Genomic DNA, 13,086 nt, shown 5'->3' on the forward strand with positions numbered 1-13,086 from the left:
CCCCCCGGGCCGCCCCCCCCCCCCCCCCCCCCCCCCCCGGGGCCGCGCCCCCCCCCCCCCCCCCGCTTCTCTACGGCGAGGTGTGGCTTCACCCGCAAACAGGCCCGGCAGAATGGATCATTATTTCAGCCCCCTCAGAACGACGCCTTCACACTCACCCCCAGCTCCCGCCCCGGCCCCGGCTGTGCAAACTGCTGTCCCGGCGCGGCCTCGTAGGCGTAGGTCCGGTACAGCTTGTCCCCCAGGTTGTTGCCATACAGCGCCAGTTCCAGGTCAGGCTGCGGCAGCCACGCCAGCCGCGCATCGAGCAAGCTGTACCCGCTCTGCGCCACCTGGTTCTCGACATCGAAGTAGTGCTTGCCAACGTAGCTCAGCCCGACACTCGGCCGAATCTCGCCAAGCAGACCGTCGAAGAACACGCTGTGCTCCACCGAGGCGCGCAAGGTGCGTTGCGGGGTGAAGGTCAGGTGATTGCCCTGGCGCTCGGAATCCAGCAGGCGGTTGCGGTTGACCGTGCCCGCCAGGCGCACCCGGGTGGCGTCCGTGGCCTGCCAGTCGAGGGACAGTTCCGCGCCCTCGCTGCGCGCCTTGCCGATATTGGCCAGCGATTGCGTGCCGCTACCGGCATCGCCCACGAACTGCTGCACATCCTCGATATCGATGCGGTACAGCGCGCCGTTGAGCCAGACCCGCTTGTCCAGCAGGCTGGCCTTGAAGCCGACTTCCAGATTCAGTGACTTTTCCGGCGAATAGGCCACGGCATCCGGTGTGATGGCGCCGATCCGGTTGTAGCCGCCAGCCTTGAAGCCCTTGCTCACCGAGGCGTACAGGCGGGTATCCGGGGTGGCCTGGAAGCCCAGGGCAAGCTTCGGCGTGGTGCTGGTGAAACGGTCATGGCCACTGTAGTCGAAGCCGGGAGTGAGCATCGCATTCTCCTGGGTGTAGCGGGTCTCGGCCTTTTCCTCGCTGTGGCGGGCGCCCAGGGTCAGGTCCCAACGCGGCGCCAGGTGCCAGGTGAACTCGCCGAACACGGCCTTCTCGGTATTCTCGATGCGGCTGTCGGCCTGGCCATACAGGCCGAACAGCGGCGCACTGCTATCGGGTTCGCGGCGTGAATGGCTTTTGCTGTTCTGCCAGTACAGGCCGCCGACCAGGTCCCAGGCGCGCTGTTCGCCCTGGGTGGCGAGGCGCAGTTCCTGGCTGACGGTGCGTTGGGTTTCTGGCCAGAGGAAGCCGAGGTCGCCGAACAGGCGCTCATGGCGGTAGCTCTGCAGGGCACTGATGGCGGTCAGGCGCCAGCTTTCGTTGAGGCTCCAATCGACGGTCGCGGCGCTGCTTTCCACGCGGCGGGTATACACCGACTCCTGCAACGGCACGCTTGCCCGGCGCTTGCCGTAGGTGGCGTCGGCCAGATACTGCTCGTCATACGAGCGCAGCTTGTCGCGGGCATAGGCCAGGCGCAGGCTGAGGTCTTCGTTGGCCTTGAACAGCAGGCCCAGGCGCGCGCCGCCGTTGTCGCTGTCGCCGTGGTGCTCGCTGCGGGTCAGTTCGCCGTCGGTGTCCTCGTGGTAGAGCGTGCCCTGCAGGTACAGGCGCTCGGCCACCAGTGGGGTCGAAGCGCTGGCCGCCACTTGCTGATGCAGGTTGCTGAAGCGGCTTTGCAAGGTGGCACGTGCGGTGTCGTCCGGCTGGCGCGTCAGAATGTTCAGCGCGCCGGCATGGGCATTGCGGCCGTAGAGGGTGCCCTGCGGGCCCTTGAGCAATTCGATCTGTTCGATGTCCAGCAGTTGCTGGTTGAAGGTGCCGAGGTACTGCGGCACGCCATCGATGTAGATGCCGACCGGGGCATTGTAGGCATCGGATGAAGAAATCCCGCGCAGGCTGAGGCTGGGGAACAGGTCGGCGCCGGTGTTGCGCACCAGTAGTTCCGGGAACACCCGCTCCAGCTCGCCGCTGTGGTAGACGTTGGCCTGCTCGAGGTCCGCTGGCGTGGCAACCGACAGGGCGAGGTCGGTCTGGTTCTGGTTTTGCACACGCTTGTTGGCCGTGACCTGCAGGTCTGGAAGGGTCACCACGTTATCGGCGTAGGCAGCAGGGGCGAGGGTGGCGCACAGCAGCGCAGAGCTGAAAAAAGAGCGTTGCATCGGAAATGACCTGGGGCATGGATGATGGCCAGATGGTCCCTTTCTGCGGGAGGCCGTGCGCGTGCGATCAGGCTATCGGTACGTGCGATCGGGTCATTTGTTGATATTCATTATCATTTGCCGGTGATGTCGCAGTGGTTGCGGTAATCGCTGGGGCTGGTGCCGTGGTGGCGGCGGAACACCTTGGCGAAGTGGCTGGCATTGGAGTAGCCCACCTCCAGCGCGGTATCCACCACTCGCTCGCCCCGTTGCAGGCGCTCGGCGGCCAGTTCCATGCGCAGGTCCTGGAGCACGGCATAGGCGCCCTTGCCGTAGAGATCGCGAAATCCCTGCTTGAGCTTGCGCACGGTGAGGGTCACGGCCTCGGCCAGGGTTTCCAGGGTCCACGGCTCGGCCGGGTGCCTGCGCAGCAGTTCGCGGGCCTGCTCGATACGGCCCCGATCCCGCGCTCCGAGCAGCGGCCGGCTGGCCCCGCTTTGCAGGTAGCCGACCATCTCGGCGAGCATTTCAAATGCCTTGCCCCGCAGGAAGATCTCCCGCGCCACCCCTTGCAGCGGGCAGTCGAGCATGGCCAGGCCGACCTTGCGCAGCGCCGGCGGCGCGCGAAACTGCACCAGCCGCGCCTGGCCGTCCGCCGAAATGCGCCGCTCCCATTGCCCGGCCTGGTCGAGCAACTGCTGGTCGAGGCCGATGCGGCTGAGCACCTGCGGCGCAAAGCTGATGTTGACGCCGCGCACTCGGGTATTGGCCGGCAGCAAGCCTTCGCCCTGGATCGCCACGGTGCCGTGGTACAAGCAGCAGGTGTCAGCGCCCAGGAGCATGAACGGGGTATCGGCGAACTGGCGCCAGCCAGCGCCTTCGGCGTAGTAGGCGATGGACAGCGACGGGCCGCTGTTGGCCTGGATCCGGCAGTCTTGCGGGGACAGCAGGTCGAGCACCCGAATGTCCAGTTCCTCGTCGGCCAGGTTGGCGAAAGTATCGGAGAGCGGCTGGTCGGCGATGTAGTGGTTGATGGACATGGCGGCTATCTGGCGGGTCGATGAAAGATGATAACACTTATCATTATCGACCGATCGCACGTGTTCCTTCCCTGATCGCACGCGCAGCCACCGGCGCGCCTCGGCAAGCTGTGGACACCGTCGATGAGGGATGCAACGTGACTGCGAAGATATTGATTCAGGGCGCCGGCATAGCCGGCTTGGCCGCCGCCTGGTGGCTGAAGCGGCGCGGATTCGCCGTGGTGGTGGTGGAGCGCGCGGCCGACCTGCGCTGCGATGGCTTCGTGCTCAGCCTGGGTGGCAGCGGCCACGAGGTTGCCGGGCGCATGGGCATTCTCGAAGGCTTGGTGGCCAAGGGCGTCGAGCTGGGGCGTACGCAGTTTCGCGATAGCCAGGGGCGCGATGTGCTATTGATCGACCACCGCAAGCACCTGCGCCAGACCAACCTGCTGCCGGTCTGTCGCGACGACCTGGTCATGGCCCTGCACCGGGCGCTGGACGGCGAAGTGGAGATCCGCTTTGCCACCCAGGTCGCGGCACTCGAACAAGACGCCGATGGCATCGAGGTACGTTTCGACGATGGCACGCAGGAGCGCTTCGCCTTCGTGGTGGCGGCCGATGGCTGTTTTTCCAGCTTGCGCCAGCGTTACTTCGCCAGCGACGAGCAGTGCCTGCAGTCGCTCGGCTACAGTGCTGCGGCCTATACGCTGGACGGCGCCCAGGCTCGAGGCGAGGAGCGGCATGTGTCGTTTTCCGAGCCGGGCTTCACGGTGGAGCTGTATGGCATGCGCGAAGACCTGCTGGCGGCGTTGTTCGTCTGGCAGGACCAGGAAGGCCTGCGGGTACCTCGTGAACAACGGGCAGCGCGCTTGCGCGAGGTGTTCGCCCATGCCCCTGGGGATATCCAGCGGGCCTTGGCGGTGCAGCCAGAGGGGTTCTACCTGGACCACCTGATGCAGGTGCACCTGCCCAGCTGGCATCAGGGGCGCCTGGTACTGCTGGGCGATGCCGCGCATTGCCTGACGCTGGCCTCGGGGCGCGGGGCGAGCATGGCGTTGACCGGGGCGTGGCTGCTGGCCCAGGAGCTGGCCCACAGCGGCGATGTGGCGGCGTTGCAGCGCTACGAGGCGCGGCTGCGGCCGGACATTGCCGTGCTGCAGGCACTGGCGCCGAAAATGGCCAGCTGGTACGTGCCGTTGACGCGCACCCGCTGGCACCTGCGCAACCTGTTCATGCGCTGGACGCCGGACTGGCTGACCGGCTGGATGTTGCGACGCACCTTCACCCAGGTGGACGGCAGCGCGTTGAGCGAGGCGGTGCGCCAGGATAGCGCCTGGCGCAGTTGAAGATTTACCTGGCTTCACACGCCGCAGACGTTCGCTTCACTTAATTTTCACGTTCGCTCATGCAACCTGACACTATCCCTACGTGATAGACCCTTGCCCGCCTAGCAGCGGGCTTTCTTTTGCCCGCGAATCGGCAGGCGCCAGAATCACCCGCGAGTTACCAGAACGTGCCGCGCAGGGTCAGCATATGGTTGCGTTTGTCGCCATACCAGTTGCCGGACGCCGACGAGCCCAGCGTGGCGTAGTAGGTCTTGTCGAAAATGTTGTTGGCGTTGTACGCCAAGGTCCAGTGCTCGTCGATCTTGTACTCGACCAAGGCGTTCCACACGGCGTAACCGCCCTGACGATAGTCATAGGCCTCGCTGCGCAGGACGTTGCCGGCGCTGTCGATCACGCTGGCGGTGCCGCTGACCAGGTTGGCGCTTTGCACGGTCACACCGCCACCTACCTTGAAATCATGGAACTGGCCAGGCAGCTGGTAGGTGCTCCACAGCTTGAACTGATGCTTGGGGGTAATGCTGCTGAACGCCGTGTTGTCCTGGCGGTTGCGGTTGTGGTTGTAGGTGTAACCGGCCAGCACGTTCCAGTCCGGCAGGATCTCGCCGGTCAGTTCCATGTCGACGCCCTTGCTCACCACTTCGCCCTGGGCCAGGTAGCAGCAGTTGCCGCCGAACAGTACGTTGGTCAGTTCGTAGTTCGGGTCCACCACCGCCTCGTTGTCACGCTTGGTGTAGTACAGCGCCACCGAGGCATTCAGCGCGCCGTTGAACAGCTCGCCCTTGATCCCGGTTTCGTAGGTCTTGCCCTTCATTGCCTCGATCGAGCTGCCGGGCAACGGGCCTTGCAGCTTGTTCTGCTGTGGCTTGTAGATCTCCGAATAGCTGACGTAGGTCGACCAGTCGTCGCTCAGGTCATATACAAGGCCACCATAGGGCACCAGCTTGGTGGCCTCGCGGGTAGAGATGTCGGACTGCACCGACCACACCCCGTTGCTGCGTGCGCGGTACAGCTGCTCGAACTTGTAGCGCTGGGCCCGGGCGCCGACGATCAGGTGCAGCGGCTCGGCCAGTTGCAGGCGCAGGGTCGAGTACAGGCCGTACTGGGTCTGGGTGTTGGGGCTGTAGTCGCGGTAGAAGTCCTTGTTGGTCGACGGCATCACCCACGGTGTGGAGCTGGGGTCGAACACGTCGATCGGGCCGCCGGATCCGGACGACTGCACGGTGCCTTGCCACTGGCTGGTGATCTTCTGGTAATCGACGCCCATGAGGAATTCATGCTGCAGGTCGAATGCCTGGAATTTACCGGCGATGTTGGCATCCCACAGCTTCTGGTCGCTGCGGTACTGGTTGACGTTGCCGCTCCAGGCCGGGCCGTCGAGGGTTACCGGGTTGACCGCGCCGAAGTTGAAGGCACTCTTGCTGAAGCCGGAGTCCAGGGTCTGGGTATAGGTGACGTTGGCTTTCCAGTCGTCGTTGAACCGGTGGTCGACCTTGGCGAACACTTCCTGGGAGCGGCCATCCAGATACGCCCAGCTTTGCGTCAGGCTGGTGCTGCGCGACAGGCCCAGGTCGGCGCCGGTGCTGTAGCGCGGCAGGCCGGTGCCGGAGCCGGTTTCGTGAATACGCTCGGAGCGCCCGCCCAGGGTCAGCGTGGTGTCGGGCAGGATGTCGGCTTCGAGAATGCCGTAGACGATCGGCTTCTCCGTGGCGCGGTCGTCCAGCATGTACTGGCGGTCGGTGTAGGCGGCTACCAGGCGACCCCGCAGCCTGCCATCGAAGCCCAACGGGCCGGTCATGTCGAACTGGGTGCGGTAGTTGTCCCAGCTGCCGGCCGACAGGTCGACCTTGAGCTGGTAGGTGTCCAGCGGGCGTTTGCGTACCAGGTTGATCATGCCGCCCGGGTCGCCGGTGCCGCCAAACAGCGCGGATGAGCCGCGCAGCACTTCGACGTGGTCGAACTCGACCATGTCGTAGTTCTTGTTCGAGTAGAAGCTGCCCGATGTCGTTCCCAGAGCCATCGGCGCGGCACCATCGATCTGGATGTTCTCGATCTTGAAGCCGCGCGAGTAGAAGTCCGAGAGACGGAAGTTGTTGTTCTTGACGGTGATCCCTGGGGTGACCTTCATGGCATCGGCAAGGTCGGTCATGCGCTGTTCCTCGATGACCTGGCTGGTGACCACCGACACCGACTGTGGCGTCTGGCGCAGGCTGGTCGGGGTTTTCGAGCCGATACTGACCTTTTCCGTGGTGTACGAGCCGGTATTCTCGGTCATCATGCCCATGCCTTGGCCTTCGATGATGGTGCTGCCCAGCTCCACTGCTGATCCGCCGTCATCGGGCAGCGGTTGCAACGACCAATTGCCGTCTGCGGCCTGCACGGCGGTCAGGCCGGTGCCTTCGAGCATCAGCTGCAGCGCCATGTCTGCAGGCAGATCACCTTTGACTGCGCGCGCCTGCTTGCCTTCGACCATGTCCGGGGTGTACGGCAGGCTGATGCCGGACTGTTCTGCGAAGCGGTTCAGTGCCTGGTCCAGCGGCTGCGCACGCAAGTCGTAGCGCTGGATGGGCTGCTGCGCCTGGGCCACCTGGCAGAGGCTCGACATCGAGCCGATGAGAATGGCCTGGGCAAGCAAGGCGGGGCGATAACGGGATAACAGATCCATCGAGTTGCGGCTCCTGAAAAGTGCGGGCTTTTTCTTCTTGTCGAAGGAGCCGGCCAAACCCCGTAAACAACCCGGCAGTTTTTTTCAGGCGGGGACGATGCGCACCCACAGCGGCGTTCGCCAGAGCAGCCTCACAGGCAGGGTGTGGGTCAATGTGCGCAGGGCGTTGTCGGTATCATCGAGCTGGAACACACCGGAGATCTCCAGCCCGGCCACGGCCGGGTCGCAGCTCACCCAACCCGCACGTTGGCGCGCCAGCTGCGCGACCAGGGCCTGCAAAGGCATGTGCCGGGTGACCAGGAGGCCGCGGGTCCAGGCCGAGCCTTCGAATGTCGGCTGTTCGACCAGGCGCGGGCCCGCTTCGCTGATCTGCCACTGCTGCCCCTCCTGTGCATGGACCGGTGCCTGGCCCGGCAGCTGAACGGCGACGCTGCCCTGGTCGACGGTCAACTGCGTGTAGCCGTTTTCCTGGCAAAGGTTGAAGTCTGCGTGGGTGGTCTCGTAGCGCCCTTGCGCCGTGGTCACGCACAGCGGGCGCTGCAGTGCATCGAGGGCCGTTTGTACGTATGCCTGGCCTTCGCGCAGCATGAGCAGGCGTTCGCGCGAGTCGAGCCGCACATCCACGGCACTCCTGCTGTCGAGCTGCACCTTACTGCCATCGGCCAGCGCAAAGCGGCGGCGCTCGCCGGTGCGGGTGCTGTAGTCGGCGAAACTGCTACGCCAGGGCGATTGCTGCAGGGCGCCACCGGCCATGCCCAGGCCAAGCAGGCCGAGGGCGAGCGCCTTGACTGCGGTGCGCCGCCGCGGATTGCCCAGCGTTTCGAGCGCGACACCGGGCGGCAGCTCACGCGCCAGCGGGAAACAGGCTTGGGCCTCGTGCAAGGCTTGCCAGCTGGCCTCGTGCCGCGGATCCGCCTGCCGCCAGGCCAGGCATGCGGCGCTCACGGGCGCAGCATGCTGCGAGGACTCGAGCTTCACCAGCCAGTCGATGGCTTGGTCGAGCACCTTGTCGGTCATGAGTCGAGGGTCAGCTGATAGCAATGACGAATGGCCTTGGCCATGTACTTCTCCACGCTGCTCAGGCTGACGCCCAGGCGAACGGCGATGTCCTGGTAGCTGAGCCCCTCCAGGCGCGATAGCAGGAACGCCATGCGTACCTTAGGTGCAAGGCCATCAAGCAAGGCATCGATCTGCATCAACGTCTGCAACAGCATCAACTGGCGCTCGGCAGAGGGCGCCTCGGCCTCCGGTAATTGCGCCAGCGCCTGCAGGTAAGCCGCCTCCAGCTTTTGTCGGCGGTAGCGGTCGATCAGCAGCCCCCTCGCCACGCTGCTCAACCAGGCGCGGGGTTGACGCAAGCCGGCAAGCTGCTGCGGGCGCAGTATGACTTGCACGAAGGTGTCCTGGGCCACATCCGAAGCCTGGTCGCCAAAGTGCTGCCGTCGTTGCAACCAATTGAGCAGCCAGAGGTGATGATCACGGTACAGGCCAGCGATGCGCTCGCGTGCGTCAGGTGCGATGGCTGGGGAAGGCAACACGGGATTCCTCGCTTCCATGATCGGAACAGAGTGCAGTTGTTAATCATTCGCAATGGTACGAGATTCATGCGGGCACCCTCAAGGGGTTGATCCGCTTTTGAGAGGGATAGCGCTAGGTTTCCTGTCTACAGCGAACGCAACATCTCCCAAAACGACGCCCCCACGCCGGTAATGCTTTCACCGGCAATCAACCCCGCCGCCGCAGTAATCGCGAAGCGCTCCGCCACGCTCGGCCAGCGGCAGCTCACCAGCCAGGTGAGCACCGCGCCCAGGCCCATCATCATGGCAATCGAGGCCGGCAGTATGAAGGCCAGGCCGAGCGCGGCGGTGCTCGGCAGCCAACGGGCCGCTCGGGGCGGCAGCAGGCTGTCCAGTGCGCCCAGCAGCACGCCCACGGCGCTGCCGATCACGATCGCCCAGCGCACCTCCGGTGACAGCGCCCCCAGGCCCTGGGTCAGGGTCTGGGCCACCGCTTTCCAGGTCGCCACGGCGGGGGCGGGCCATTGCTCGGTCACCAGCAGGGCCTGCGGGTCGGGGATCAGCAGCAGGTACACCAGCACGCCGACCACGCTGCCGACCAGGATGCCGATGCATTGGGCGATGAGTTGCCGGTGCGGTGTCGCGCCGATCGCCAGGCCGACCTTGAAGTCGTTCATCAGGTCGGTGGACTGCCCGGCCGCGCCACCGGCAGTGTTGGCGCTCATCAGATTGATCGCCACCTGGCCGGGGGCAACCAGGCCGAAGCCGAGCTGCGACAGCTTGCCGATGGCACCGATCGGCGCGATGCCGGTGGCGCCGACCACGCGCGCGGCGACCACGGCCAGGCAGACCGCCAACGGAATGCTCAACAACGCCATCCACCAGTCGATGCCGAACAGCAGCACTTGCAGGGTGACGACCAGCGCGATGGAAAGCAGCAGGCAGGCCGCCGGCAAAGCGGAAAAGCGCAGCCGGGCGCGCGGTGCCCGATCAGCCGCCTGGCCGCCGGGCGGTCGCCGGCGGGTTTGCAGCAGACGGATCGCCAGTGACGTCAGGGTTGCGCAGACCATCAGGCTCACCCCCGGCCACAACAGCCATTCCACCAGCGCGGCGAACTGCGGGCCGCTGGCGTCCGGCGCCAGCACCACCAGGGCATGTTCGACCAGCCAGGGCGCCAGCCCACCCCAGGCCAGCGCGGCGCCGAACAGCAGGGTCAGGCCCACGCGCAGGCCGATGATGCCGCCGAAGCCGATCAGCATCAGCGAAGGGTCGAGGGTGAAGGTCAGGCGTTCGAGTGCAGGCGTGGGCGCCCAGCGCGGTATCGTCCAGGCGAACACGTCGATCCATTTCACCAGCCCGGACAGCAGTGCGGCACTGCACAGCACCTTGATCCGGGTCATGGCTTCCTGCCCATGCTGGTAGATCTGCTGCAGGGTTTCCAGGGTCGCCATGCCTTCCGGGAATTTCAGGTCATGGTCGTTGAGCAGGGCGGGGCGCAGGTACCAGGCGATCCAGATGCCCAGGAAGCTCACGGAAAACACCCAGGCCATCATCGGCAGCGGGTCCAGCTGGTGGCCGGTGAGCAGCGTATAAGCCGGGATCGGTGCCACCAGCCCGCCGGAGACGATGGAGGCGGCGGCTGAGGCCACGGTCTGGTTGATGTTGCTTTCGTGCAGCGTCCACGTCGGCCGGCCCTTGCTGCGCCCGGCCAGGCCCTGCCACAGGGCGAAGCCTACCAGCAGGGCGATGATCGACATGTTGAACGACCAGCCGATCTTGAGCCCTGCGTAGACGTTGGAGGGGGTGAGCAGGATGCCCAGCAGGGTGCCGGTAAGCACCGCCCGCGGGCTCAGTTCGCGTTCGACGCGGACTGGGGGGAGGGCGGTAGCGGGAGCATTTGCCATGGCAATCCTTTGTGGCGGTCGCAAGCGGGTTCTGCACAACTGAGCCCTGACAGGCACGAAGGTTCACTGCTTGACCATGGCACGGCTTGAGGAATCTATAGCCAGTACCGGCCTTTTCGCGGGGCAAGCCCGCTCCCACAGGACTCCCGCAACCCTCAAGCCAGCGCGGTACCTGTGGGAGCGGGCTTGCCCCGCGAAGAGGCCGGTACTGGCAACCCCATTACGTTGCTTTCAATAATTCCAGAACCCCGCGACCCAGCGAAACCCTTCACCCTCCAGCGCCACCCGCCCCACGGAAGGGAATGGCAAATGTGTCGCGACGAACAACTCGCCACTGGCAGCTGCTTCGTTCAGCAACTCCACCCTGACCCGTACCGCCTCCTCCGGGTCATGCTCGAACCCGTTGTGCCAGTCCGGGTGGTCGAATGCGACCGGGAACAGGGCATCGCCGGCGAAGGTCAGTCGCTCCCCAGCCGAATTCACATACACCACGCAATGCCCAGGGGTATGCCCACCGGTGAGGCTGGCGACCACGCCGGGTGCCACTTCATGGCGCCGCTCGAATGTGCGGATCCGCTCGCCATAGGCTTGCATGAACGCCTGGGCCGTAGAGCGCAGCACGTCCGGCACCGGCTGCGGCATATCGGTCTGCGAAAAGTCCGGTGCTGCCCAGAACGCGACCTCGGCAGCACTGACATGAATCTTCACATCCGCACGCAAGCGGTTCTTCACGTCCTCCACCAGCAGCCCGCCGATATGGTCCATGTGCATGTGGGTGATGACGATATCGGTGATCGATTCCAGCGCGATGCCGGCGGCCGCCAGGCGTTTCGGGAACTGCCCGGCCCGAGGGAAACCTGGGAACTGGCCGCCCAGGCCGGCATCCACCAGGATCACCTGCTCGCCGCTGCGCACCAGCAACACGTTCAGCGCCCAGTCGAAGTTTTCCGGCCCCAGGAACATGTCCTTGAACCAGGCCGCACGGGCGGCCGGGTCGGCGTTGGTCGACATGGTCTGGGTGGGCAGCGGCAGCACACCGTCGCTCACCACCAGCACATCGATATCACCCACCTTCACGGCATAGCGCGAGGGCACCAGTTCTTCGCTTTCGGTCGGGACGACGTCGTTCATTGGCATTGTCATGGTCGTTCTCCTGCTGGATGCAATGGGGCGCGGTTCAGGCCACCGGAATCGAAGGATCGGCAGAAGCCAGGGCGGTCGCGCGCTCGGCTGCCGGTGGGTAGATCCACACGGTGTTGATCTGGGTCTTGAGTTCCTTGGCTTCGCCTTTCACCAGTTTCAACTGGCGGTCCCAGCCTTCGCTGTACACGGCGCCCCAGGCGCCCAGGTCCAGGCAGGTGACGTACTTGGGCTGACGATAGGGGGTCGGCGCCACACCCAGCAGATCGGCTGCGGCGTTGTTGCCGGCATGGCGGCCCAGGCTGATGGCGTGCTGGCAGGACATCACCGCGAAATTACCGATATCGTCGGTGGCGGCGTAGGCCACGTCGCCAGCAGCGAAGACATGCTCCAGGCCGCGCACCTTGAGGTTGCCATCCACATGCAGGCGGCCCTGGTGGTCACGCGCGCCGGCCAGTTGTTCGGTCAGGGGGCTGGCGCGCATGCCCGCAGTCCAGACTACTGTCTGGCTTTCGATATGGCGACCGTCGGCCAGGGTCACACCGTCGGCATCCACTGCGGTGACGGTGGCACCGACGATCCATTCGATGCCCAGTTCCTCGGACGCCTCGATGATCGAAGGGCGGATGCCTTCACCCAGGGCGGCACCGATGCGCTCGCCACGGTCGACGAGAATGACCCGGATCTTTTCGTGCTCGCCCAGCACGGCCCGCAGGCGGGCGGGCATCTCGGTAGCGGTTTCGATGCCGGTGAAGCCGCCACCGGACACCACAACGGTGTTGCGCGCTGCGCTGGCGGGGCGATTGCCCAGTGCCAGCAGGTGTTGCTCCAGGCGCGCGGCCGATTCGATCTGGTCGACATCGAAGCTGTACGGGTCGAGGCCAGGCACCGGGGGGCGCGCCAGCTGGCTGCCACTGGCCAGGATCAGCCGGTCGTAGGCCAGTTGCGCCGGTTGCCCCGCTGCGTCGCGATAGGTCACGCGGCGCGCCTGCTCATCGATGCCTTCGGCGCTGCCCTTGACGAAGCGCACATCCACGGCGTCGAACAGCGCCTGCAGCGGGGCATACATGCTGTGCACGTCAGCTTCGTAGAAGCGCGGGCGGATGCGCAGTTCGGCCTGCGGGGCCAGCACGGTGATCTGTACGTCCTGCCGGTCATGCATGTCGAGCAGGCGTGCGGCGCTCAGGGCGCTCCACAGTCCGGCGAAGCCTGCGCCAATAACCAGAAGTTGCTGTTTCATGATCGTGCTCCTGACTTGAACGGAAAGATGTGCTGAACCTCAGCCTTGGCGAGACGCTGTTTGCCCAGTCGTTCGCTGTAGGTCGATGGTAGGCAGGGGCAGGGGCGGGCACACTTCTCCATGGGTGTGCTGCGG

The 13,086-nt window shown here is 65.4% G+C and carries 9 protein-coding genes; 1 reads left to right on the top strand and 8 read right to left on the bottom strand.

Translation table 11 applies throughout. The features are described from left to right. Positions 1-134: 134 nt before the first annotated feature. Together IAE37_RS25825 and IAE37_RS25830 are read right to left on the bottom strand one after the other, a co-directional pair. Positions 135-2,144 carry a TonB-dependent receptor gene (locus IAE37_RS25825; protein ID WP_201178282.1) on the bottom strand — a complete coding sequence of 670 codons (2,010 nt, stop codon included), beginning with the start codon at positions 2,142-2,144 and terminating at the stop codon, positions 135-137. A gap of 113 nt (positions 2,145-2,257) precedes the next feature. Further along, positions 2,258-3,163, bottom strand: coding sequence for a helix-turn-helix transcriptional regulator (locus tag IAE37_RS25830; protein WP_201178283.1), 906 nt, complete (start codon positions 3,161-3,163; stop codon positions 2,258-2,260). Positions 3,164-3,300: 137 nt separating this feature from the next. Here IAE37_RS25830 and IAE37_RS25835 point away from each other — a divergent pair, with 137 nt between their 5' ends. Beyond that, positions 3,301-4,488 (top strand): FAD-dependent monooxygenase, encoded by a 1,188-nt coding sequence (locus IAE37_RS25835; RefSeq protein ID WP_201178284.1) that lies wholly within the window; start codon positions 3,301-3,303, stop codon positions 4,486-4,488. Positions 4,489-4,645: 157 nt separating this feature from the next. On the opposite strand, the gene IAE37_RS25840 is transcribed toward IAE37_RS25835, so the two are convergent. The 6 genes from IAE37_RS25840 to IAE37_RS25865 form a co-directional block, all read right to left on the bottom strand. Then, positions 4,646-7,150, bottom strand: coding sequence for a TonB-dependent siderophore receptor (locus IAE37_RS25840; RefSeq protein ID WP_201178285.1), 2,505 nt, complete (start codon positions 7,148-7,150; stop codon positions 4,646-4,648). A gap of 84 nt (positions 7,151-7,234) precedes the next feature. Next, a complete protein-coding gene (locus IAE37_RS25845; protein ID WP_201178286.1) occupies positions 7,235-8,167 on the bottom strand; it encodes a FecR family protein in 933 nt (310 codons plus the stop codon). Continuing rightward, a complete protein-coding gene (locus IAE37_RS25850; protein ID WP_442967872.1) occupies positions 8,164-8,688 on the bottom strand; it encodes a sigma-70 family RNA polymerase sigma factor in 525 nt (174 codons plus the stop codon). Before IAE37_RS25850 ends, IAE37_RS25845 begins: the two co-directional genes overlap by 4 nt. A 125-nt stretch (positions 8,689-8,813) precedes the next feature. Further along, positions 8,814-10,571 (bottom strand): OPT family oligopeptide transporter, encoded by a 1,758-nt coding sequence (locus IAE37_RS25855; RefSeq protein WP_201178288.1) that lies wholly within the window; start codon positions 10,569-10,571, stop codon positions 8,814-8,816. Between the two features lie 231 nt (positions 10,572-10,802). Further along, on the bottom strand, positions 10,803-11,714 hold the full coding sequence (locus tag IAE37_RS25860; protein WP_201178289.1) for an MBL fold metallo-hydrolase: 912 nt from the start codon (positions 11,712-11,714) through the stop codon (positions 10,803-10,805). 34 nt (positions 11,715-11,748) lie between these two features. After that, positions 11,749-12,951 (bottom strand): NAD(P)/FAD-dependent oxidoreductase, encoded by a 1,203-nt coding sequence (locus tag IAE37_RS25865; RefSeq protein ID WP_201178290.1) that lies wholly within the window; start codon positions 12,949-12,951, stop codon positions 11,749-11,751. Positions 12,952-13,086: the final 135 nt, after the last annotated feature.

This window comes from Pseudomonas sp. S31, assembly GCF_016648105.1.
Lineage (GTDB): Bacteria > Pseudomonadota > Gammaproteobacteria > Pseudomonadales > Pseudomonadaceae > Aquipseudomonas.

Bases quoted from the DNA above. Each gene is read 5' to 3' on its own strand.
- IAE37_RS25840 (WP_201178285.1), bottom strand. From the start codon at position 7,150: ATGGATCTGTTATCCCGTTATCGCCCCGCCTTGCTTGCCCAGGCCATT.
- IAE37_RS25830 (WP_201178283.1), bottom strand. From the start codon at position 3,163: ATGTCCATCAACCACTACATCGCCGACCAGCCGCTCTCCGATACTTTC.
- IAE37_RS25825 (WP_201178282.1), bottom strand. From the start codon at position 2,144: ATGCAACGCTCTTTTTTCAGCTCTGCGCTGCTGTGCGCCACCCTCGCC.
- IAE37_RS25860 (WP_201178289.1), bottom strand. From the start codon at position 11,714: ATGACAATGCCAATGAACGACGTCGTCCCGACCGAAAGCGAAGAACTG.
- IAE37_RS25855 (WP_201178288.1), bottom strand. From the start codon at position 10,571: ATGGCAAATGCTCCCGCTACCGCCCTCCCCCCAGTCCGCGTCGAACGC.
- IAE37_RS25865 (WP_201178290.1), bottom strand. From the start codon at position 12,951: ATGAAACAGCAACTTCTGGTTATTGGCGCAGGCTTCGCCGGACTGTGG.
- IAE37_RS25845 (WP_201178286.1), bottom strand. From the start codon at position 8,167: ATGACCGACAAGGTGCTCGACCAAGCCATCGACTGGCTGGTGAAGCTC.